The organism is Sanguibacter sp. Z1732, from assembly GCF_051020515.1.
GTDB lineage: Bacteria > Actinomycetota > Actinomycetes > Actinomycetales > Beutenbergiaceae > CALKWS01.
Window position 1 is genome coordinate 1,022,103 of the sequence record NZ_CP194857.1, and the last position, 22,721, is coordinate 1,044,823.

At 70.5% G+C, this 22,721-nt stretch carries 15 protein-coding genes and 4 pseudogenes; 13 read left to right on the forward strand and 6 right to left on the reverse strand.

The annotated features are described in order from the left end of the window. The first annotated feature begins 120 nt into the window (after positions 1–120). From ACRRRO_RS05540 to ACRRRO_RS05560, 5 genes are all read left to right on the forward strand, one after another. On the forward strand, positions 121–702 hold the full coding sequence (locus ACRRRO_RS05540) for an ABC transporter permease (protein WP_434081192.1): 582 nt from the start codon (positions 121–123) through the stop codon (positions 700–702). Then, on the forward strand, positions 600–2,747 hold the full coding sequence (locus tag ACRRRO_RS05545; RefSeq protein WP_434081193.1) for an ATP-binding cassette domain-containing protein: 2,148 nt from the start codon (positions 600–602) through the stop codon (positions 2,745–2,747). Before ACRRRO_RS05540 ends, ACRRRO_RS05545 begins: the two co-directional genes overlap by 103 nt. Positions 2,748–2,830: 83 nt before the next feature. After that, on the forward strand, positions 2,831–4,501 hold the full coding sequence (locus ACRRRO_RS05550) for a urocanate hydratase (protein WP_424797451.1): 1,671 nt from the start codon (positions 2,831–2,833) through the stop codon (positions 4,499–4,501). Continuing rightward, the gene (gene hutI, locus ACRRRO_RS05555; RefSeq protein WP_424797450.1) at positions 4,501–5,763 is read left to right on the forward strand and encodes an imidazolonepropionase; all 1,263 of its coding nucleotides are present in this window, start codon (positions 4,501–4,503) and stop codon (positions 5,761–5,763) included. The genes ACRRRO_RS05550 and hutI overlap by 1 nt, the downstream gene beginning before the upstream one ends. A 96-nt stretch (positions 5,764–5,859) precedes the next feature. Further along, positions 5,860–6,222, forward strand: a complete 363-nt coding sequence (locus ACRRRO_RS05560) for a hypothetical protein (RefSeq protein WP_424797449.1) — start codon at positions 5,860–5,862, stop codon at positions 6,220–6,222. A 79-nt stretch (positions 6,223–6,301) separates the two neighbouring features. On the opposite strand, the gene ACRRRO_RS05565 is transcribed toward ACRRRO_RS05560, so the two are convergent. Beyond that, the gene (locus tag ACRRRO_RS05565) at positions 6,302–7,888 is read right to left on the reverse strand and encodes an amidohydrolase (protein WP_434081194.1); all 1,587 of its coding nucleotides are present in this window, start codon (positions 7,886–7,888) and stop codon (positions 6,302–6,304) included. 293 nt (positions 7,889–8,181) lie between these two features. Here ACRRRO_RS05565 and ACRRRO_RS05570 point away from each other — a divergent pair. After that, positions 8,182–8,637: pseudogene (locus ACRRRO_RS05570) on the forward strand (GNAT family N-acetyltransferase); the annotation flags it as partial. Here ACRRRO_RS05570 and ACRRRO_RS05575 read toward each other — a convergent pair. The 5 genes from ACRRRO_RS05575 to ACRRRO_RS05595 form a co-directional block, all read right to left on the reverse strand. After that, positions 8,605–9,870, reverse strand: coding sequence for a hypothetical protein (locus tag ACRRRO_RS05575; RefSeq protein WP_424797446.1), 1,266 nt, complete (start codon positions 9,868–9,870; stop codon positions 8,605–8,607). The pseudogene ACRRRO_RS05570 and the gene ACRRRO_RS05575 overlap by 33 nt on opposite strands. A 9-nt stretch (positions 9,871–9,879) precedes the next feature. Then, positions 9,880–10,059: a hypothetical protein gene (locus ACRRRO_RS05580; protein WP_434081195.1), complete on the reverse strand. Its 180-nt coding sequence runs from the start codon at positions 10,057–10,059 to the stop codon at positions 9,880–9,882. Beyond that, positions 10,044–11,375, reverse strand: a complete 1,332-nt coding sequence (dcm, locus tag ACRRRO_RS05585) for a DNA (cytosine-5-)-methyltransferase (protein ID WP_434081196.1) — start codon at positions 11,373–11,375, stop codon at positions 10,044–10,046. The genes ACRRRO_RS05580 and dcm overlap by 16 nt, the downstream gene beginning before the upstream one ends. Positions 11,376–11,526: 151 nt before the next feature. Continuing rightward, the gene (locus ACRRRO_RS05590; RefSeq protein WP_424797444.1) at positions 11,527–12,507 is read right to left on the reverse strand and encodes a CPBP family glutamic-type intramembrane protease; all 981 of its coding nucleotides are present in this window, start codon (positions 12,505–12,507) and stop codon (positions 11,527–11,529) included. Positions 12,508–12,647: 140 nt separating this feature from the next. Next, entirely contained in the window at positions 12,648–13,502 is an 855-nt protein-coding gene (locus ACRRRO_RS05595) for an HAD-IIA family hydrolase (protein WP_424797443.1), read from the reverse strand. Positions 13,503–13,651: 149 nt separating this feature from the next. Between ACRRRO_RS05595 and ACRRRO_RS05600 the strand changes: the two are divergent. The 7 genes and pseudogenes from ACRRRO_RS05600 to ACRRRO_RS05630 all read left to right on the forward strand — a co-directional run. Beyond that, positions 13,652–15,380 (forward strand): annotated as a pseudogene (locus ACRRRO_RS05600) (glycerol-3-phosphate dehydrogenase/oxidase). 171 nt (positions 15,381–15,551) lie between these two features. After that, positions 15,552–15,785 (forward strand): hypothetical protein, encoded by a 234-nt coding sequence (locus ACRRRO_RS05605; protein ID WP_424797441.1) that lies wholly within the window; start codon positions 15,552–15,554, stop codon positions 15,783–15,785. Positions 15,786–15,878: 93 nt separating this feature from the next. Further along, on the forward strand, positions 15,879–16,271 hold the full coding sequence (locus ACRRRO_RS05610) for a cupin domain-containing protein (RefSeq protein WP_424797440.1): 393 nt from the start codon (positions 15,879–15,881) through the stop codon (positions 16,269–16,271). Positions 16,272–16,338: 67 nt separating this feature from the next. Next, positions 16,339–16,893, forward strand: coding sequence for a pyridoxamine 5'-phosphate oxidase family protein (locus ACRRRO_RS05615; RefSeq protein WP_424797439.1), 555 nt, complete (start codon positions 16,339–16,341; stop codon positions 16,891–16,893). A 90-nt stretch (positions 16,894–16,983) separates the two neighbouring features. Then, positions 16,984–17,616, forward strand: coding sequence for a YigZ family protein (locus ACRRRO_RS05620; RefSeq protein ID WP_424797438.1), 633 nt, complete (start codon positions 16,984–16,986; stop codon positions 17,614–17,616). A 154-nt stretch (positions 17,617–17,770) separates the two neighbouring features. Next, positions 17,771–19,366: pseudogene (locus ACRRRO_RS05625) on the forward strand (NAD-glutamate dehydrogenase); the annotation flags it as partial. Beyond that, positions 19,366–22,635: pseudogene (locus ACRRRO_RS05630) on the forward strand (NAD-glutamate dehydrogenase domain-containing protein); the annotation flags it as partial. The pseudogenes ACRRRO_RS05625 and ACRRRO_RS05630, both read left to right, overlap by 1 nt. Between the last annotated feature and the right edge of the window lie 86 nt (positions 22,636–22,721).

Consider the following 22,721-nt stretch of genomic DNA (forward strand, 5'->3'; position numbering starts at 1 on the left):
CCAGCGCGCACACCCAGCACTGACCGCGGCCGCCCTGGTCGCCACCGCGGTGGCACTGGTGCCGCTGGCCTATCTGATCGCGCGCGTCGCCGGGGCCGGGCCGATGCCTGGCTCGCCGCGGTGACCCGCCCGCGGGTGGGGACACTGGCAGCCACGTCCATGCTGCTCGCCCTGGTCGTGGCGATCGGGTGCCTGGCGCTCGGCGTCGGCAGCGCCTACCTGGTCACCCGCACCGATCTGCCCGGGCGGCGCCTCTGGGCGGTGGTGGCGGCACTGCCGCTGGCGGTGCCCAGTTACGTCGCCGCGTTCAGCTGGTCGGCGGTGGCGGACCTGTGGTCCTCAACCGCCAGGTTCGAGGGGTTCTGGGCCGCCGCCCTGGTGCTGACCCTCTACACCGCGCCGTACGTGTATCTGCCGGTGGCCGCGGCGCTGGCCGCGACAGACGCCGGGCAGGAGGAGGTGTCCCGCTCCCTGGGCCGGGGCCCGTGGCAGACCCTGATGACCGTCACCCTCCCGCAAGTGCGCCCGGCCATCGCCGCCGGTGGCCTGCTCGCCGTGCTCTACGCGCTGTCGGACTTCGGAGCGGTGTCGCTGCTGCGGTGGACACCTTCACTCGCGCGATCTTCACCGCCCTGGGTTCGGGCTTCGACCGGATCGGCGCACTCAGCCTGGCCAGCATGCTCGTGCTGCTCACGCTGCTGATCCTGGCGATCGAGCACAGCACCCGCCGCCGTGGCGCCCGGTACGCCCGCACCGGCAGCGGGGTGCGTCGCTCCGCCCCCATGCACCAACTCGGGAAGTACGGGCGCTGGGTCGCCTACGCCACCATGATGGGCACCGCACTGGTCGCCCTCGGGGTCCCGGCGGTCGCGATGGCTCGCTGGTCCGCCCGCGGTCTGTCCCAGCCCGGCTCGGTCAGGGAGGTGCTCAGCGCAGCGTCCGGGTCTATCGGGCTGGCCCTCGCGGGTGCGCTGGTGACCACGGCGCTGGCGATCCCGGTGGGGCTGTACGCGGCCCGTCACCCCGGACGGCTGGCCCGGGCGCTGGAACACGCCGCCTATCTCGCGCACGGCCTGCCCGGAGTGGTGGTCGGTCTGTCACTGGTGTTCCTGGGCGTGGCCGTGCTGCTCCCGCTCTACCAAAGCGTCTGGTTGCTCGCCGTGGGGTATGCCACGTTGTTCCTGCCCCTGGCCCTGGCCGCGGTGGCCGGGGCCGCCGCGAAGGCACCGCCCGGACTGGAGGAAGTGAGCCACTCCCTCGGGGAGGGCCCGGGGCGCACCTGGGCACGGGTGACCCTCCCGCTCACGCTCCCGGGTGTGCGCGCCGGAGCCGCGCTGGTGTTCCTGGCGTGCATGAAGGAGTTGCCGGCCACGTTGCTGCTGCGGCCCACCGGGATGGAGACCCTGGCCACCCGGCTGTGGTCGGCCACCGAGGTGCAGCGCTACGCCGAGGCCGCGCCCTACGCCGTGCTGCTGGTCCTGGTCGCCGCGCTGCCCACCTGGCTGCTGACGGTCCGCAGCGGGATCCGCGGGGCCGGCGTGAGCAGTGAGAAACCTCACCCCCAGGTGGCGCCGGAGAGTGTGAGGGTGGAACCCGTGAGTGCTGTCGAAGTAGTCCAGGTGCACAAGGCCTTCGGCCAGGTGCGGGCCCTGGACGGCGTGGACCTGAGCCTGGGCGCGGGCAAACTGCTCGCGGTGCTCGGGCCCTCCGGCTGCGGCAAGACCACACTGCTGCGAGTCCTCGCCGGGTTCGAGGAGATCGACGCCGGCCGCATCGCCCTGGAAGGTCGGGCGGTGTCCCTGCCCGGGGTGCACCTGCCGCCGCACCGGCGCCACGCAGCCATCGTGCCGCAGGACGGCGGCCTGTTCCCGCACCTGTCGGTGGCGGACAACATCGCGTTCGGCCTGGGCCGGCGCAAACTGGGCCGTCGCGGCACCCGGGACCGGGTCGCTGAATGCCTGGACCTGGTCGGCCTGTCCGGCCTCGGCAGCCGGATGCCGCACGAGCTCTCCGGCGGACAACAGCAGCGCGTGGCGGTCGCCCGGGCACTCGCGCCCCGGCCTCCGCTGGTGCTGCTGGATGAACCGTTCAGCGCCCTGGACGCCACCCTGCGCACCGAGGTGCGCCAGGTCGTCCGCCAGGCGCTGGCCGAGGACGGGGCCACCGCGTTGATGGTCACACACGACCAGGCCGAGGCGTTGTCGATGGCCGATGAGATCGCGGTGATGCGCGCCGGGCGGATCCTGCAGGCGGGCCGTCCCGCTGAGATCTACCGCGCGCCGGTGGACCCCTGGGTGGCCGGGTTCGTGGGCGAGGCGCAGTTGCTGCCGGTCCTGGAGCGCGACGGGCAGCGGGTGCGCACGGTGCTCGGTTGGTTGGGTGTCACCGGGACACCCGGTCCGGGGCAGACCCAGGTCATGCTGCGCCCCGAGCAGGTCACCATCCACCCCACCGAGGGTCCCGGCGCTCCGGCCACCGTGGTGTCGGTGGACTACTACGGCCACGACGCCCTGGTGATCCTACGAGCCGGGGATCACACCACGGTGCTCTCCCGGGTGGTCGACGGCCCCCAGGCGGCACTGCAACCAGGCACGCCCGTGACGGTGGCGGTGCTGGGCAAGGCCCGGTGCTACGCCGGTAACTCCGAGACCGGGGCCGAACCCGTCGTCGGGGATCCCACCGGACATGACGCGCCCGGCGCCGGCGATGCCGGCACCTCCGGCTCCGCCCAGCCGCAGTACCACTGACACCCCGGGCCGCGTCCCGGGGCCGGCGGTTCAGGCCGTTCGATCCCGGGTGCGCCGCGGCCCACTTCGGTACCGTCGTGGCCATGAGCAGTCACGACGTCGTCCGCTCCCCCACCGGGACCGCCCTGACCGCCAAGTCCTGGCAGACCGAGGCACCCCTGCGGATGCTGATGAACAACCTCGACCCAGCGGTGGCCGAACGCCCCGAGGACCTGGTGGTCTACGGCGGCACCGGTAGAGCGGCGCGCGACTGGCCCAGCTATCGCGCGATCGTGGCCACGCTGACCGGCCTGGAGGCCGATGAGACCCTGCTGGTCCAGTCCGGTAAACCCGTCGGTGTGATGCGCACCCACGAATGGGCACCGCGGGTGCTGATCGCCAACTCCCACCTGGTGGGCGACTGGGCCACCTGGCCGGAGTTCCGGCGCCTGGAGCAGCTCGGGCTCACGATGTACGGACAGATGACGGCCGGCTCCTGGATCTACATCGGAACGCAGGGCATCCTGCAGGGCACCTACGAGACCTTCGCCGCGGTGGCCGCAAAGAGGTTCGGCGGCACCCTGGCCGGGACACTGACCCTGACCGGCGGGTGCGGCGGGATGGGCGGTGCGCAACCCCTGGCGGTGACGCTCAATGGCGGGGTGTGCCTGGTGGTGGACGTGGACGGGGCTCGGCTGCGCCGTCGGGTCGGCACCCGGTACCTGGATGAGGTCGCAGAGGACCTCGATGCCGCCGTCACCCGGGTGGAGACGGCCCGGGCTGCGCGCGAGGCGGTCTCGGTGGGTGTGGTGGGCAACGCCGCGGACGTGTTCACCGAACTGCTCCGCCGGGACGTGGCCATCGATGTGGTCACCGACCAGACCTCGGCGCACGATCCACTCTCCTACCTGCCCCAGGGTGTGGACCTGGCCGACTGGCACGACTACGCCGCCGCCAACCCCGAGGAGTTCACCGTCCGCGCCCAGGAATCGATGGCGGCGCACGTGGAGGCGATGGTCGGCTTCGCCGATGCCGGCGCGGAGGTGTTCGACTACGGCAACTCCATCCGCGACGAGGCCCGCAAGGGCGGGTACGACCGGTCCTTCGAGATCCCCGGGTTCGTCCCGGCATACATCCGTCCGCTGTTCTGTGCGGGCAAGGGCCCCTTCCGGTGGGCGGCGCTGTCCGGGGACCCCGCCGATATCGCCGCGACCGACGAGGCGGTCCTGGACCTCTTCGGCGAGAACGACCACCTGCGTCGGTGGATCCGCGCCGCCCAGGAGCGGGTCAGCTTCGAGGGGCTGCCCGCGCGGATCTGCTGGCTCGGTCACGGCGAACGCGATCGCGCGGGCCTGCGGTTCAACGAGATGGTGGCCGATGGCACCCTGCGCGCTCCGATCGTGATCGGCCGGGATCACTTGGACTGCGGCTCGGTGGCCTCCCCCTACCGCGAGACCGAGGCGATGGCCGACGGGTCCGATGCGATCGCGGACTGGCCGATGCTCAACGCCATGGTCGCCGCCTCCTCCGGGGCCACCTGGGTCTCGCTGCACCACGGCGGCGGGGTGGGCATCGGGCGCTCCATCCACGCCGGCCAGGTCAGCGTGGCCGACGGCACCGACCTGGCCGCCCGGAAACTGGCGCGCGTGCTCAGCAACGACCCGGCGATGGGCATCATCCGGCACGTGGACGCGGGGTATGAGCCCGCCGAGCAGGTAGCCCGTGACCACGGCGTCCCGATCCCGATGCACACCGCGCCCGGTTCGGAGACCTGATGGCCGCCATCGCGATCACCGGGATCGCAGAACTGGTGACCGGTGACCCGGCGCTGGGCACCGGCCCGCTGGGGGTGCTCGAGGACGCCGCCCTCGTCATCGAGACCGACGACGACGCAGCCTCGGCGGGCGGTCTGCCCGGGCCCGGCGGGTCTGCTCCGGTGGCCGGTGACGGCGTCAGCCGCCCGCGCGGGCGGGTCGCCTGGGTTGGCCGGGGCCGGGCGACACCCGCGGCCGACGCCCGCATCGACGTCGACGGGGCATGCGTGCTGCCGGGGTTCGTGGACTCCCACACCCACCTGGTTTTCGCCGGGGACCGCTCGGCGGAGTTCGCCGCCCGGATGAGCGGGCAGTCCTACGACGGCGGCGGGATCGCCGTGACCGTGGCGGCCACCCGGGAGGCCTCCACGCGAGTGCTGCGTGAGCGGCTCCGGGCGTTCGTGGCCGAGGCCCGCGCCCAGGGCACCACCACGATGGAGGTCAAGTCCGGTTATGGCCTGGACGTGGCCAACGAGGTGCGCTCGCTGCAACTGGCGGCGGAGGTGACCCCGGAGGTCACCTTCCTGGGTGCGCACGTGGTACCACCGGAGTTCGCCGGGCGGGCCGACGCGTACGTCGACCTGGTCAGGGGGCCGATGCTGCGCGAGTGCGCCCCGCACGCCCGGTGGGTGGATGTGTTCTGTGAACCGGCGGCGGCCTCGGCCTTCGACGGTGAGCAGTCCCGGGCAGTGCTGGAGGCGGGCGCCCGGGCGGGCCTGGGTCTGCGCGTGCACGGCAACCAACTCGGGTACGGGCCCGGGGCACAACTGGCGGTGGAACTGGGGGCGGTCAGCGTGGACCACTGCACGTACCTGTCCGATGAGGACGTGATGGCCCTGGCCGGCTCGGACACCGTGGCCACTCTGCTGCCCGGGGTGGAGTTCTCCACCCGGTCGCCCTACCCCGATGCGCGCAGGTTGCTGGACGCCGGGGTCGCCGTGGCACTGTCCACCGACTGCAACCCCGGCACCTCCTTCACCTCCTCGATGCCGCTGTGCATCGCCCTGGCGGTGCGGGAGATGGGGATGAGCGTGGACGAGGCGATCCAGGCGGCCACCACCGGTGGCGCGGCAGCGCTGCGGCGCGAGGACGTGGGGCACCTGGGGGTCGGGGCGCGGGCGGACCTGGCGGTGCTGGACGCCCCGACCCGGACGCACCTGGCCTACCGGCCCGGAGTGCCGTTGGCTCGGACGCTGGAGTGGGGTGAGCACGCCGGGGGTTGAGTCGGCGGCGACCGCCCCGGGTCGGAGTGTGGCGGAATCGACTCCTACAGCCGGTAGGATCAAGTCGGCCATCAGCCCCGAACCGAGGCAAGATCCGTGATTACCCTGACTCTGCTCGTGTCCATCGCCCTGATCGCCACCGGCGCCGTGGCCTACATCGCCACCGCTGCCGCCAGCATCACCGCGCTGATCCCCGCCTTCGTGGGGGTGCTGCTGCTGGTCTGTGCCCTGATCGCACGCGGGACGAAGGCCCGTAAACCCGCCCTGGTCGTGGTCCTGGTGCTGGCGCTGCTGGGGGCGCTGGGCTCCCTGCCGAACCTCATGGACCTGGGCGACCTGTTCGCCGGGGATGCTGACAACCCCGGGGCGATCATCGCCAGCACCATCATGTTCGTGTTGCTGCTGGTCCTGGTGGTGGCCGGGATCCGCTGGTTGCTCGCCTCCCGCGCTGCGCGCTGACTGACGCGCACGCGCCGAGTGCGCGCCTGGCCCGGGACGCCTCACTCGGGCGGGCTCCGGCCGGCCGGTGCCCGCCGGCTCAGGCGGGACCGTATGTCCACCGACCGGCGACCATGGTCGCCCAGACCGGCATGGTCCGCAGCGCCTGACCGTCCGCGGTGTGGGGGTCGACGTCGGTCAGCACCAGGTCGGCGTCCTGGCCCGCGCGCACACTCCCCTTCCCGCGCGTACTGGCTGCCAGCGCCGTCGAGACCGGTAGCGCCTGCTCGGGGTGCCACGGCTCCCGGCCGTCCCGGCTGCGGGTCACCGCGGCGCTGATCGTCACCCACGGGTCCAGTGGCGCCACCGGCGCGTCCGAACCCAAGCGGATCGTCGCGCCGGCGGCCCGGGCCAGGTCCGCCAGCGGGAAGCACCACCCTGTGCGCTCGGGCCAGTACTGCTCGGCCAGATCCCGGTCATCCATGGCGTGCTCTGGTTGCACACCGGCCACCACGCCCAGGGCGGCGAACCGCGCATGATCGGAGGGGTGCACCAACTGGGCGTGCTCGATCCGGCCGCCGGAGCCGGTGGCCTCGAAGGCGTCCAGTGCGGCGGTGACAGCCAGATCCCCGATCGCGTGCACCGTGGCGGTGATGCCTCCACCGGCTGCCCGCCGGACCAGTTCCACCATCTCGCTCACGTCGTACTCCCGGTACCCATAGCCCCCGCCGGGAGCCCGGTCCACCTGGGCTGATCCCCGGTAGGGGTCGCGGCACAGCGCGGTGCGGGTGTTCAGCGACCCGTCGGAGAGGATCTTCAGCGGTCCCACCCGCACCAGCCCACCGGTTCCGGGCACCACCTGGCCACTGCGCCAACCCTCGGCCAGCGCCGCCGGGAGCCGGTCGGGGTAGATCCCGGCCTCCACCCGGACCAGGGCCGGCACGGCGGCGCTGAGCCGGGTGCGCCAGTCGCTGATGTTGTCCGCCCACTCCAGGTCCACCACACCGACCACACCGCGGGCCGCCAACAGCGGCAACGCCTTGGCCAGGGCGCCTTCCGCCCCGGCTACGGTCGCAGCGTCCAGCCGGGGCATCGCCTCGAACCACGCGCCCTCACGGACCAGCCCGTCGGCCCCGACCGTAACCTGCAGCAGGTCCGCGCCGGCGGTGTTCACCCAGGCGCAGTGCAGGTCACCCGAGACGAGCACCACGGGCACCGAACCGGCTACCTGATCGAGGAGATCCCGGCTCGGAACGTCGGGCCACAGCGCGTCACGGAATCCGTAACCCACCACGGGGCGGTCCGTAGGCAGGGCGGTGCGCACCAGGTCCATCACCTGTGCCGCCGAGGTCGCCCCGCTCAGGTCCAACCGGGACATCGCCAGGGCCCACTGCACCATGTGGGTGTGCTCATCCCACAGGCCCGGCAGCAGGAAGCGGCCCTCGGCGTCAATCTGGTCGGACCCGGCCGGTGCCTCCAGGTGCCCGGTGGGGACCATCCGTACGACCCGACCGTCCGCGATCGCGGCGTCCCACACCTGCTCGCCCGGGCCGCCCGCCACGGCAGGGTGACCATTCCCGGCCCGGCCGGGTACGCCGTCGTCGGCTGCCACCGGCCCTGGCAACCGCACCCTGCGGATCACGAGCGGCGCATCCCCGGTGCGCTGCTCCCGTTCGATCGCTTCCATGCACACTCCTTCCCGCAAGGAGGGTACGTGCCCAGATGCCCTGCCGTGGCACCACGGGGCGAGGTGTGCACAAGCGTGGCCGGTGCAGGAATGCGACATTCCCCGGTGCCGGGAGCGGCATGTCCAGGCGCGGGTAAGCCGGGGACCGCGAGCCACCCACCACATGGGACTAGGGTTCGGGAGGTGATCGTCGACCTGACCCGCGCCGAGGCGGTACCGGCGCCGACGAGGTCACCACCCTCTACGCCGCCGCGTTCGGCTACCCGGCCTCGGTCACCCGGCAGTTCACCGACACCTACACCCGGTGTATGCGCGAGTACCACGGCGCGCGGCTGCTGCTGGCCCGGGTGGACGGAGGGTCGGTGGGCTTCGCTTTCGGATTCACCTTCGAACGCGGGCACTGGTGGCCCGAACAGATCGGTCCCACCCTGCAGGCGGCCGACCATGCGGATTGGATGCAGGACGCCTTCGAACTCGCCGAACTGGTGGTGGCCCCCGAGCACCAGGGCAGGGGCACCGGGGGCATGCTCCTGCATCACCTGTTGCACACCACCCGGCACCAACGCGTCCTGCTGGCCACGGCCCCGACGAACCCGGCACGCCGGCTGTACCGGCGGGCCGGGTTCGTCGAGCTCCTGCCGGACTTCCGGTACGGCGACAGCGGCCCGGCCGCGGTGATCATGGGCCGGGACCGGGACAGCACCGGGCCGCCGGCCTCACCACAACGTGGTGTCGGCGCGGGGAGTTAACCGACCCGGGGCGAGCGGTTCGGGTTCGGGGACCTCCACCTGGTGGCTGTGCACCAGAAAGTTGTCGATCCGGTCCTTACGGATCATCACCTTCAGCGCCCGGGCATCGCCGCTGGGCTGGCGGCCCTGGGCGAAGTCGCCGAGCACGGTGTGGAAGTTGCCGGTGTTGACCTCCAGCACCTTCATGGAGAAGAACCGGACCGCTTCCTTGAACCGGCCGGCGTAGGACAGTTCGTTGAACCCCTTCCGGGCCACGTACCCGGCGTCCCGGCGCCACCTGTTCCATTCGATCGTGGCGGCGTTCTGGTTGTCCTTGGCCTTCCAGGTCTGGTGCTCATAGAGCACGAACCAGAACTTGCCGTACTCCTGCACGCACGCCCGCACCGAGGCGGCGTCGTTACCCGGGGCCTCCTTCTGCACATGGTCGGAGGCCTTCAGGTCCCCGTAGTGGGCGACGGTGGGACCGTCACGGAACTGCAGGTCGTAGTCGAACCCGCCGGGGGTCTTGTTCTTCAGGTGCCGCACCCGGTCGGTGTGGCCGCCGGCGTGGAGGAACTCCTCCAGCCGGTACTCCAGGTAGAAGCCGGGCCACTCGCCCTGGAACCTGTCGGGCCAGGCGGCCCGGTGCATCCGCTGCACCGCGGTGCTGGACATGGTCAGTTGACCGTCGATGAATACCTCGTTGAACTGCTGCAGGACCTCCAGATGCGGATCGGTCCCCACGTCGCCGGTGCGCAGATAGTGCGCGAAGGAGTCCGCGCGCACGCTGGTGAGCCGGTTACCGTTCCGGTCCCGACGGCTGAAGGAGCCACGCGCCTGGGCCTGGAACAGATCATTGGAGGACACGTGCGCGGCGGAGTTGTTCGCCTTCCGCGCCACGTAGGTGTCGGGGTCGAAGTCCACGAAGATCGTGGTGCCTTCGTAGTGGTAGAGGCCGACGAAGCGCGGCCGCAGCCCACCTTCCCGGAGCAGGTGATGGATGCCGATCCACTGGTTCGGTATCTGGATCCGCTTCTTGAACCCTGGCCAGGGATGGCCCAGATGGTGCACCTGCCGCACCAGCAACGCGTTGTCCCCGGCTATCAGCACCTTCTCGGAGCCCACCTGCTGCACGTAGACCTCCGGCAGATACCGCCCCAGGATCGCCACGCGCTCGGCCGGGCGGATCCTGGCGTCGGTGTCCTGGACCACCGTGCCGTCCGGGCCGAGCTGGTCGACCACCTGTGCGCCCATGCCTGGTTCTCAGGCGACGCCGGACTGCGCCAGGGCCGAGCCGGGCGCCATCGCCACATCGGGGTTGGCCGGCGCCTGCCGCACCGCGCGGGCCAGGCCGGGTGAGCGGTCCTCGACGTCATCGATGGTGCGCAGCAGGTGTTGGCGCAGCACGTAGTAGGCGGCCCCGACGTTCACCCCGTTGCCCATCTGCCGGTAGGAGGCGGCTGCTGGCTGGTCGCCGAAGGTGAATCATCGGGCAGGCCCTGCAACCGGGCGGCCTCGCGCGGGGTCAGCCGGCGCCGTTTGTCCCCCAGGATGGTGGTCTGGGTGATCGCGACCAGGGCCGGCACGTAGGTGGGCTTCTTGGCTCTGATCCCGGAGGGCCGGAAGTGCATGATCGTGGACCCCAGCGACTCGGCGTCCTGGGCCTGCCACTCGAGTTTGCGTCTCGAGGCCGGGAAGTGGGCCAGGTGCTGATGCCGCTGCAGCCAGCCGTCCAGCACCCGCTGGTGGCTGCGGTAGAACTCGGCGTTCTTCCGCAGGAAGTTCGCCTTCCACAGCGGGGTCCCCTGCGTGATCTGCGGCTCGGGCAGGAACGCATCGGCCCAGATCGGAAAGCCCGGCAGCGTGGCCACCCGCGGGCGCATGATCTGCACGAACTCATCCCACACGCTGATCCACTCGGTCTCGGTGGGGCTGAGCCGGTAGCGCTGCAGGTCCGGGATCTCCTCCTCGCTCAGCAGCGGTAGATCGGACCGCAGATCCCACCGGTGCGGGTCCCAGAGGCCGCCGTCGGGCCGGGCCACCGGCCGGTTGGGCACCACGGGCTCGTCCCAGGACTGCGCCCACGCCCGGCGCGGCCCCACGTAGGTTCCGGTGATGAAGACCCGGTCACGCACCTGCGGGCGTCCGCCCAGCTCGGGTGGGAGCAGGTGCGGGGAGAAGATCGTGGGGGTGGTCGAGACCTGGTAGCCCAGGTCCCGCAGGGTGCGGATGATGGTGGCCCAGGTGTCGCGGTGCCGCGGCCCGGCCAGGTTGCGCACGTTCTCCAGCAGGATCGCGGTGGGCCGGCGTTCTTCCAGCACCCGGGCGATGTTGAAGAACAGCGTGCCGCGGGTCTCCTCCATCCCCTTCTGGAAGCCGGACTTGGAGAACGGTTGGCAGGGGAAGCCGGCGGCCAGCACGTCATGGTCGGGCACGTCCATGCGTTCGGCGGTGAGCGGGATGATGTCCCCGTGCACGCCCATGTTCCAGTTGTCGCGGTACACCCGGGCGGCCCCCGGGTCGATCTCGGAGGCGAATGTGGCCCGCCCGCCCAGGGCGCCGAGGACGGCGTGGAACCCGCCGACGCCGGCGAAGAGGTCGACGAAGTCGAACGCCGCCTCACCACTACCGCCCAGCATGCTGGCCAGCTTACCCCGCTCAACGGCCGGTCCCGGCTCGCCCACGCCCACGACACCCGACGACGGCGCAGCCTCCGCCCGTTCACGCTTCCCCCCGGGCGGGCAGGACACAGCGGTCATCGACACTCCTCGGCTTTCGTCAGCAACGAGATCGACCGTATGCCCCAACTGTGACATCGCCGCCGGCGAAGTCCCCGGCGAATCCGCTGTCGAACGAGCGGCTGGTGATCCGGTGGCTCATCCCGGGGACCCCGGCGCGGTGGACGCGGGATCAGTACAGGAAGTAGGGGAAGAAGTCCGGGTTGTGGGAGTGCACGATCGCGAGGAAAACGATGACGTCGAAGAGCAGGTGCACGATCACCACGTAGGTCAGCGAGCGGGTCTTGGTGAAGATGTAGCCCTGCAGCAGCGCGAACGGTGCGGTCAGCAGCGGGCCCCAGTGGGTGTAGCCCAGTTCGTAGAGGAAGGAGACGAAGATGATGGCCTGCAGGATGTTGGCCGTCCACATCGGAAAGTGGCGGCGCAGCAGCACGAAGCAGGTGCAGATGAAGAACAGTTCATCCCAGGTGCCCACGTAGTTCACGCCGATGAAGAAGCGGACCAACTCGCTGGTGTCGGTGATGGCCGGCCAGTTCTGGTACGCCCCGGATCGGATGAAGTAGAACGGCAGGATCAGCCAGCCCAGGAACGGGACCAGCAGCATGTATCCCTTCTGCACCGGGGTCCATTTGCGGTGGCCCCGCCAGGGGAACCGGATCGCCTTGCGCCGGTAGATCAGCCGGTCGATCAGGAACGGGGTGGCCACCGCGAGCGCCAGCACGATCCCGATCGTGAAGAACCGGTCCCAACTCACGTCGGCCGCCACCGATGTGGTGGACACGATCGTGATACCCACGCCGATCAGCAGCAGGTCCTTGGCCAGGCCGCGGTCCACCAGGTAGGCCGCCCCCAGGCTGGCGATCAGCACCGCATGGCCGGGCCAACCCACCTCGACGCCGAAGAGCAGGAACGCCGACAGGCTCACCCCGAATGCCGGAAGCAGTTTGCGATGCCAGCCCGGCGGTACCACGTCCATGTCATGGACGGCATCGGCGGCGGTCGCGGGCCGACCGTCGGCGCTCCCGGCACGGTCGGTACCCTCGTAACCGGACGCGGTCACCCGATCACCGTCGCGGCGAGGACGCACGTCCGCCTCGATATCGGTGGAGCCGTGGTCACCATCGGGGTCCGATACCGCGGGCGAGGAAGGCACGCCCACAGTCTGCCAGGGATCGGGCATGCCGCCAGACCGGCACAGGCGACCTCAGGTGAGCCCCGCCGTCGTGCATCCTGCACGCGGGGTGCACCTCGTCGTCGTCCGTGCTGCCGGCAGGCCGACCACCCCCTACCCGGCTATTCCACCCAGCCGAGTTCGGCCCGCAGGGCGGCAGGAAGGATGTGGTCCACCCGGTCCAGCACATACGTGGGCCGGTGGGCGGGTTCGGTGTCGGCCACCTCGTCGGCCGTGGAGTCCCCGGTCAGCACCATCGCCGAAGGCATGCTGGCGTCGGCCGCCATCCGGATGTCGGTGTGCAACCGGTCCCCCACCATCAGGGCGTTGACAGGGTCCACATCGAGGCCGGCGAGCGCGGCGGTGAGCATGTCCGGATCCGGCTTGCCCACGTTCTTGCTCAGCTTCACCCCGGTGCACGCCTCGATCGCCGCGACGATCGCGGCGGCGTCGGGTTCCCCGCGTCCGCCCGGGAAGGGGCAGTACCGATCCGGGTTGGTGGTGACCAGGATCGCTCGGCCGTGGAACCACAGCGCATCGAAGGCGATCTGCAGTTTGGCGTAGGTGAAGGTGCGGTCGTAGGAGGCGATCACGATGTCGATCTGGGCCGGATCGTCGGTGATCGCGATACCGGCCTCACCCAACGCCCGCACGAGTGGCTCCTCGGCGATCGGGAAGACCTTCGCCTGCGGGTGATGGGTCTGCAGCCACCGTGTCATCGTCACCACGGTGTTGACGATCTCGTCCTCGGCGGTGGGCAGGCCGAGCCGGTCCAGTTTCTCGGCGTACTGCCCCGGGTCCTTGGTGGGGTTGTTGGACAGGAACCGCACCGGCAGTCCCCGCCGGCGCAGTTCGGTGATCAACCGGGTGGCCCCGGGCAGCATCTCCTCACCCAGGTAGACCGTGCCGTCCATGTCGAAGATGTAGGCCTCGAAGAGGCCGGTGGGGGCGGGTCCGGGGAGGACTGGGCCGGGCATGGGACTCCTTGGTCGGCGGGGTGGCCACGTTGCTCGGCAGGGCGGCCGCGTTGCACAAAGGGTGCGATTAGGAGAAACATAGGGCACAGTCCGGCCCGGGGTTGCGTGTACCCCGGGCTCGTGTCCGTGCGAGCCGTGGAGGAACTGCCTTGTTCTCAGCCTTGACCCCCCGAAGCAGGGCTGATGCTCTGGCCGCGCTGGGTACCGAGCAGTTGGACGTGCTGGTGATCGGCGGTGGGGTCACCGGCGCCGGGGTCGCGGTGGACGCCGTCACCCGGGGCCTGCGCACCGGGATCGTGGATATGCAGGACTGGGCCGGCGGTACCTCCGCCTGGTCATCGAAACTGGTACATGGCGGGCTTCGCTACCTGTACAACCTGGATTTCAAACTGGTTGCCGAGGGGCTGCGGGAGCGCGCGCTGCTGCTGACCACCACCGCCCCGCACCTGGTCCAGGCCCAACCGTTCCTGTGGCCGCTGAAGCGCCGGGTGATCGAACGGGCCTACTCCGCGGTGGGGGTGGGCATGTACGACGCGATGGCCGTGGCCGGATTCCGCGGGCGGGCGGTGCCGCTGCAGAAGCACTACTCCAAGCGGGGCGCGCTGCAGTTGTTCCCCGACATCCGCCCGGACGAACTCATCGGTGCGATCCGCTTCTACGACGCCCGGGTCGATGACGCCCGGCTGGTCACCACCCTGGTCCGCACCGCCCAGTCCTACGGTGCTCACGCCGCCTCGCGCACCCAGATGGTGGACCTGATCAAGGACGGCCCCCGCGTGGTCGGCGCCGAGGTGGTGGACCTGGAGACCGGTCAGCGTCACCGCGTCTACGCCAAGCACGTCATCAACGCCACCGGGGTGTGGACCGAGGACACCGAGGCCCTGGCCACCGATGAGGCCAAGGTGCGGGTGCTGATGTCCAAGGGCATCCACATCGTGGTGCCGCGCCACCGGATCCGGGGCAGGGCCGGGATCTTCCTGCGGACCGAGAAGTCGGTGCTGTTCATCATCCCCTGGCAGCGGTACTGGATCATCGGCACCACCGACACCCCCTGGAGCGAGGAGCCGCTGCGGCCGGTGGCCACCCGCCCGGACGTGGACTACCTGCTCGAGCACGCCAACGGGGTGCTGCGCTCGGAGTTGACCTTCGAGGACATCATCGGTGTCTACGCCGGGCTGCGCCCGCTCGTGCAGCCAAGCGAGGACGCCGCCTCCACCAAGATCTCCCGCGACCACACCGTGCTGGAGGTGGCACCGGGGATGACGGTGATCACCGGTGGCAAACTCACCTCGTACCGGCTGATGGCCGAGCACGCGGTGGATAACGCGATCGGCCCCGAGCGTGCCAAGGCCCGCCCCTCGGTCACCGCCCGCACCCCGCTGGTGGGCGCCAGCGGGCTGGAGGCGATCACCGCCCAGGCCGGCCGGATCGGCGCCCGGCACGGGTGGACCGGTGACCGGTTGCAGCACCTGCTGGGCCGTTACGGCACCGAACTGGCCCAGATCAGCGCAGCGGTGCAGGACGACCCGGGCCTGGGTGAGCCCCTGGCCGCCGCGCCTGCGTACCTGCGCGCGGAAGTGGCCTGGGCGATCACCCACGGGGGGAGCCCTGCACCTGGAGGACATCCTGCAGCGGCGGGTCCGGCTGTTCTATGAGTCCCGCGACCGCGGCTTGGCGGCGCTGCCCGAGATCGCCGACATCGCCGCCCCGTTACTGGGTTGGGACGCCGAGACCAGGGCCGCCGAGATCGACTCCTACCGGGCACTGGCCCGGGCCGAGGAGGAGGCGCTGTCCACCCTGGCCGACGACGACGCCGTCCGGGCCCGCACCCAGGCACCCGAGCGGGTGCCGCTGGCCCCGATGGGCCGGGAGGGCTGAGGCTCTGATGGTGCGTGCGGACCTGGCAGATCTGGCGGGCCTGGCTGCACCGGATGCTCCTGGCCGACTGCGTGGCGGCGCTGGCGCGCACCTTGGAACTGTGCTGAGCGACTGAGTCGCAGGGCCGGCCCCGGCGATCGCGTGCAGAATCACACCGGTGACCAGGCCGGTGTGGCCGGCAAGAACCGCCACCACGCAAATCGAGCGCCGGCCGGCAAGTACGGCATGAAGTTTCGGGTTTTCACGGTGTTCATGCTGCTCACCCGGTTCCGGAAGGCGATGGGGCCCGCCGTGGGGTTGCAGATCGCCCTCGATGCCGATCTGGAGAACCCACACCTTGAGGCGGACCCGACCAACCCCACCGGCGCCAGCGGTCGTACAAACCTTGGGCAACGCCGCAAATAGCATGGGACGGTGGGGCGCGGCACACATGGTGCGGCATCACCTGAGGCACAGCCGCCGGCCCCGTGGCCGCGGCGCGACGCAACGGAGGCGAACGTGGTGGAGAACGTCCCGCAACCAGATCTCGCCGGCGGGGTGCGCAATGCGCTGACCGCGCTGGTCCAGATCGCCGAGCCCTGGCAGCCCCATCGGCTCGCCAGCATCAATGACTACGACCTCAAAGTGGTCAAGATCATGGGGGAGTTCGTCTGGCACAGTCATCCCGCCACGGACGAGTTGTTCTACGTCCTGTCCGGGGAGTTGACGATCAGTCTGCGCGATGGCGACGTGCGTCTGGGGCCGCACGACACCTTCGTCGTCCCCGCCGGTGTGGAGCACCGCCCGTACGCGGAGCAGGAAGTGCTCGCCATGCTCATCGAACCCCGGGGCACGGTGAACACCGGTGATGCCGGCGGAGTGATGACATCCGCGCTGCGCGAACTCCGGTGATGAGTCGGTCGCGGCTCCGGCCGATGACGAGGCGGACGGGGCCGGCCACGCGCGAGACACTGTCACCATGCGTGGGCTGAGGCGACGTTTCTTCGGGCGGGTCGGGCTGCTGTACCGGCGCTGGGCCAGGCGGCGGATGGTCACCGACCCGCGGGCGATGGTGGACCGCGCGTGGGGCATCGTGCGTGCCAAGCGCTACTGCCTCATGATCACCGAATCCCCCGGCGGCCCGGTCGCCCGCGTCATCGAGCCGGTCGCCCGGGCTGCCGACGGCACGCTCTGGTTCGGCACCGATCCCGGTTCCCGCAAGGTCTCCCATATCCGGCGGTCAGCGAGGTGCCTGCTGGTGTTCCAGGACGATCGGCGCCGGGCGTGCGTGACGCTGGAATGCGACGCCAAGATCGTCGGTGCGGACGCACCCATCCGGTTCCGCCACTTCTTCCGGGCGTTCTGGCCCGGTGGCCCCGGACCGGACTACGTCAACGTGGTCTGCACCCCCACGGCCATGGAGATCTGGGACGGGCTGGCCGTGATCGCGCCGGAGCCCTTCGGCCGCCGCCAGGCCCGGCTGGAGTTTCGCGACGGTCGGTGGGAACTCATCCCGGCGCCGGCACCACGGTAGGCGGCAGCAGCGCACAACTCCCGACCGCTGCGCATCCCGATCGAACACGGGGGCTCAGAGCTCGGGCGTCGGACGGGCGATAATGGAACGGTGACCACCCGATACCTGACCCTCGCCACCGACGGTGAGGCGGAGATCGAGGTCAAGCGCTCCCGCTTCCTGTGCACCCTGGCCCGGGTGAGCACCGAGGAGGCGGCCCGGACCGTCGTCGAGGGGCTGCGCAAGCGGCACTGGGATGCCGCTCACCACTGCTCGGCGTTCGTGCTCGGTCCCGATGCGGGCGTGCAACGGTCCTCCGACGATGGCGAGCCGGCCGGAACCGCCGGGGCACCGATGCTGGAGGTACTGCGGGGCCGGGAGGTCTCCGACGTGGTGGCGGTGGTGACCCGCTGGTTCGGCGGGGTGCTGCTGGGCACCGGAGGCTTGATCCGCGCCTACTCCGACGCCGTCCGGGCGGGCCTGGACGAGGCCGGGCTGGTGGCCCGGGAACTGCTCATGGAGTACACCCTGGAGCTGGACCACGCCACCGCCGGGAAGGTGGAGGCGGACCTGCGGGCCCGGGGTGTGCAGGTACTCGACACCACCTACTCCGCCGCGGCCACGCTGCGTCTGGGAGTGCCAGGGGAGCGATCCGAGGGGCTGGGCGCCCTGGTCGCCGAGCTCACCGGTGGAACGGTGGAACCGGTGCCGGCGGGCTCCACCTGGGTGGACACCCCTGCCTGAGTAAGCGTCCTGGCCGGCGGCCCGCAACCCCGGCACCTGAGCACGGCAGCCGTCGCCGGCCTCCGCCGGCGCCGCCACCCCCTTCGGGCTGCCGACATGCTGATCAGCGATAGGCTCCACAGGTACACCGAAGTACACCGATCAGGGGTAGAAGATGAACCAGTCGATCCTGCGCGAACCTAGTCCCGATCGGGACGAGATCCTTCGCGGTGCTGCTGATCTGGCGGCCGAGCAGGGGCAGGACCACGTAGCGGAGGTGTTGCCGCGAGTACTGGAGCACGTGGCTCCGGAGGACCTGGCAGAACGTGAGCCGGCGAACCTTGCCGGGGCGGTGCAGTCGATGTACGAACTCGCCGGCACCCGCCGGCAGGGGCAGACCCTGGTGCGGGTGCTGTCCCCCCAGCGCGAGGCCAACGGGTGGACCTCCCCGCACTCCTCGGTCCTGGTGTGCACCGACGACATGCCGTTCCTGGTCGACTCCCTCACCGCAGCCGCGGCCGGGGAGGGCCTCTCCGTGCACCTGGTGGTGCACCCCCAACTGATGGTGCGGCGCGACCGGGACGGGAACCTGACCGAGGTACTCAGCGAACGCCCGCCCGCGGATCAGGGCATCGCCGAGTCCTGGATGCACCTCGAGGTGGACCGGATCACCGACGCCGACCGCCTCGACCGCCTGCAGCAGAGGGTGGAGGAGGTGCTCGAGGACGTCCGCAAGTCGGTACAGGACTGGCAGGCGATGCGGCAGAAGTGCCAGCAGATCACCTCCGACCTGGTCCGGAGTGTGCCGCACACCGTCGACTCCGCCGAGGTCGGGCCCACCCGGGAGTTCCTCACCTGGCTCGCCGATGACCACTTCACCTTCCTGGGTTACCGCGAGTACAGCCTGGACACCGTCGACGGTGAGGACGTGCTGCGCCCGGTACCGGAGAGCGGGCTGGGCATCCTGCGCGGGGAACCGGAGAAGCCCTACACCCGGCTGCAGCCGCAGGCCCAGGCCACCGCGCGCGAGCCCCGGTTGCTCACGATCACCAAGGCCAACTCTCGTGCCACCGTGCACAAATCCACCTACCTGGACTACATCGGTATCCGCACATTCGACGAATCCGGTGCGGTGACCGGGGAGCGGCGCTTCCTGGGCATGCTCACCTCATCGGCCTACGCCGAGTCGGTGCTGCGCCTGCCGATCGCTGCCGACAAGGTGCGCGAGGTGTTGCACCGCAGCGGGTTCAGCGCCCACTCCCACTCCGGCAAGGATCTGCTGCAGGTGCTGGAGAACTTCCCGCGCGACGAGCTCTTCCAGACCGACGTGGCCACGTTGGCCGAGGTCGCCCAGGAGGTCCTGTACCTGCAGGAACGGCGCCGCTCGAAACTGTTCCTGCGCACCGATGAGTTCGGCCGGTTCGTCTCCGCCCTGGTCTTCATCCCGCGCGATCGGTACAACACCGCAGTGCGCCTGGCGATGGAGCACGTGCTGCGCAAGGCCTACGCGGGCCGAGACGGTGGAGTTCACCACGTGGCCGTGGAGTTCACCACCCGGGTGGCCGACTCCCCGCTGGCGCAGTTGCACTTCGTGGTGCGGGTGCGGCACGGACGGGCGCTGCCCGAGGTTGATGTGGAGCAGATCCAGTCCGAACTGGTGCGGGCCACCCGCACCTGGGAGGAGAAGGTGCTCGAGGCCGCCCTGGACCGGGTACCGCAAGAACAGGCCTACGACCTGGTCGCGACCTACACCGGCCGGTTCGCCGAGGCATACAAGGAGATGGTCTCCCCGGACGCGGCGGTCTCGGACCTGCTCGCCCTGGAGGGGTTGGCCGACGACGACGACACCGCCTTGGCGTTGTACCGCCCGGAGGAGGCCAACCCGGGTGAGCGACGCCTCAAGGTGTACCGTCGCAGCCCGGTGTCCCTGACCGAGGTGCTGGGCACCTTCACCGACCTTGGTGTGGAGGTCCTGGACGAGCGCCCCTTCCGGGTCCGTGCCACCGACACCCAGGCGGAGGCGTTCGTGTACGACTTCGGCCTGCGGGCCGGCAGCGAGGATCTCTGGGTCACCGATGACCGGGAACACCGCTTCACCGAGGCGTTCCTGGCGACGCGAGCCGGGCTGGCCGAGAGCGACGTGCTGGGTCATCTCGTGCTCAGCGCCGGGCTGGACTGGCGCGAGGTGGTGGTCCTGCGGACCATCGCCCGCTACCTGCGCCAGGTTGGCTCGATCTTCTCGGTGGAGTACCTGGAGGCCGGGCTGGTGGCCAACCCCGAACTGGCTACCAAACTGGTGCGCCTGTTCGAGGCCCGGTTCGACCCGGACCACCCCGCGGGCACGGACATGACCGCCCGGCGGCAGGCCGAGGAGACACTGACCTCCGAGATCATCACCGCCCTGGACGACGTGCCGAGTCTGGACCACGACCGGATGGTGCGCGCCTACATGGGTGTGATCGGCGCGACCCAGCGCACCAACTACTTCTGCACCGACGCCGAGGGCAACCCGGTCGGGCACATCTCCTCAAGATCGACTGCGCCCAGGTGCCCGGCATCCCCAGCCCGGTGCCCACCGCGGAGATCTGGGTCTACTCCCCCCAGGTGGAGGGGGTGCACCTGCGATTCGGTAAGGTGGCCCGCGGCGGGCTGCGCTGGAGCGACCGCCGGGAGGACTTCCGCACCGAGGTGCTCGGGCTGGTCAAGGCTCAGATGGTCAAGAACGCGGTGATCGTGCCCGGCGGCTCCAAGGGCGGCTTCTACGCCAAGCAACTACCCGACCCGGCAGCAGACCGGGACGCCTGGCTCGCCGAGGGCGAGGCCTCCTACCGGGCGTTCATCCGCGGCATGTTGGACGTGACCGACAACCGCCGCGGCGACGACGTAGTGCCACCGGAGCGGGTGGTGCGCCACGACGATGACGATCCCTACCTGGTGGTGGCTGCGGACAAGGGCACCGCCACCTTCTCCGATGTGGCCAACGAGATCTCCGCCGAGTACGAGTTCTGGCTCGACGACGCCTTCGCCTCCGGTGGCTCGGCCGGGTATGACCACAAGGCGATGGGCATCACCGCGCGGGGCGCCTGGGAGTCGGTCAAGCGGCACTTCCGCGAGCGGGGGATGGATACCCAGTCCGAGGACTTCACCGTGGTGGGCATCGGGGACATGAGCGGGGACGTCTTCGGCAACGGGATGCTCCTGTCCGAACACATCCGCCTGGTGGGCGCCTTCGACCACCGGCACATATTCCTGGACCCCGACCCGGATGCCACCACCTCCTTCGCCGAACGCAGGCGACTGTTCTCCGAGGCCCGCACCACCTGGGAGTCCTACGACACCGACCTGATCAGCGACGGGGGTGGGGTGTACCCGCGCACCGCCAAGTCCATCATCGAGATCACCCCGCAGGTACGCGCCGCGTTGGGACTCGGTGAGGACGTGACCGAACTGGCCCCGACCGAGCTGATCAAGGCGATGCTCCTGGCGCCGGTGGACCTGCTCTGGAACGGCGGGATCGGCACCTACATCAAGTCCTCGGCCGAGTCCCACAGCGACATCGGCGACCGCGCCAACGACGCGATCCGCGTGGACGGGCGGGACCTGCGCGTCAAGGTGGTGGGCGAGGGCGGCAACCTCGGGGCCAGCCAGTTGGGCCGGATCGAGGCCGCGATGAACGGGGTGCAGATCAACACCGACGCGATCGACAACTCTGCGGGCGTGTCCAGTTCGGACCTTGAGGTCAACATCAAGATCCCGCTGCGGGAAGTGATGCGCGATGGGGGTCTGGACCGATCCGAGCGCAACGAACTGCTGGCCTCGATGACCGATGAGGTCGCCGAGCTGGTGCTGCGGGACAACTACGAACAGAACGTGTTGCTGTCCAACTCCCGCGCCCAGTCCGCGCAGATGCTCGGGGTGCACCGCCGGTTGATCCAGTGGTTGGAGAAGCGTGGCGACTTGGACCGGGAGCTGGAGTTCCTACCCGATGAGGAGGAACTGGACGCCCGGGCCGAGGCCGGGCACGGGCTCACCCAGCCGGAGTTCAGCGTGCTGATGGCCTACTCCAAGATCGCCCTGAAGGACGACCTGGCCCAGACCTCCATCGCCGATGGCTCCTGGTTCAGCAAGACCCTGGCCGAGTACTTCCCCACCGCCATGCGCGAGAAGTACGCCGAGGCGATCGAGGCCCACCCGCTGCGCTCCGAGATCATCATCAACACGGTGGTGAACTCGATGGTCAACCGCGGTGGCATCAGCTTCGCGTTCCGGGCTGCCGATGAGACCGGCGCCAGCAGCGAGCAGGTGGCGCGGGCCTACGCAGCCAGCCGGGAGATTTTCGATCTGGTCGAGTTCACCAGCGCGGTTGAGGCGTTGGACACCAAGGTGGACGCCGGCACCCAGGCGGAGTTGTACCTGTCCTTCCGCAGGTTGCTGGACCGGGCCACCCGCTGGTTCGCCCACCAGCGGCACGACCAACTGGACGTGGCCGCGGAGGTCGAACGCTTCTCGGAGCGGGTCACGGCGCTGCGCGCCCAGTTGCCGCAGTTCCTGCGCGGGGCGGAACTGGAGCGCTTCCACGCCCGTGCCGAGGAGATGCGGCAAGCGGGGGTCCCGGAGGAACTGGCCGAGCAGTTCGCCGGGTTGTTGCCCAGCCTGTCGCTGCTGGACGTGGTCCAGCTCGCCGATGAGGCCGGGTGCCCGCCGGAGCGGTCCGCGGAACTGTACTTCGCGGTCTCGGAACGGTTCCGCATCGACGATCTCCTCATCGAGGTGGCCGGGTTGCCGCGAGACGAACGCTGGGCCACCCTGGCCCGGGCCTCGATGCGCGATGACCTCTACGCCACCGCCGAGTTGCTCAGCGCGGTGATCATGCGTGAGACCGAGGACGGTGAGGCGTCGGCTCGGATCGAGAACTGGGCCGAGCAGATCGGTGCCGCGGTAGGCCGGGTGGAGGAGTCCCTGACGGACATCCTGGCGATCGACTCCCCCGGCCTGGCACCGCTGTCGGTGGCCCTGCGCGGGGTGCGGAGCCTGTTGCGGTAGCCCCAGCGACCAGGCCGCGCCCCGACCCCCTCGGCAACCCGGGGTGCGCCAACCGCCAGGTGAGACAGAAGCCGGATCCGGTG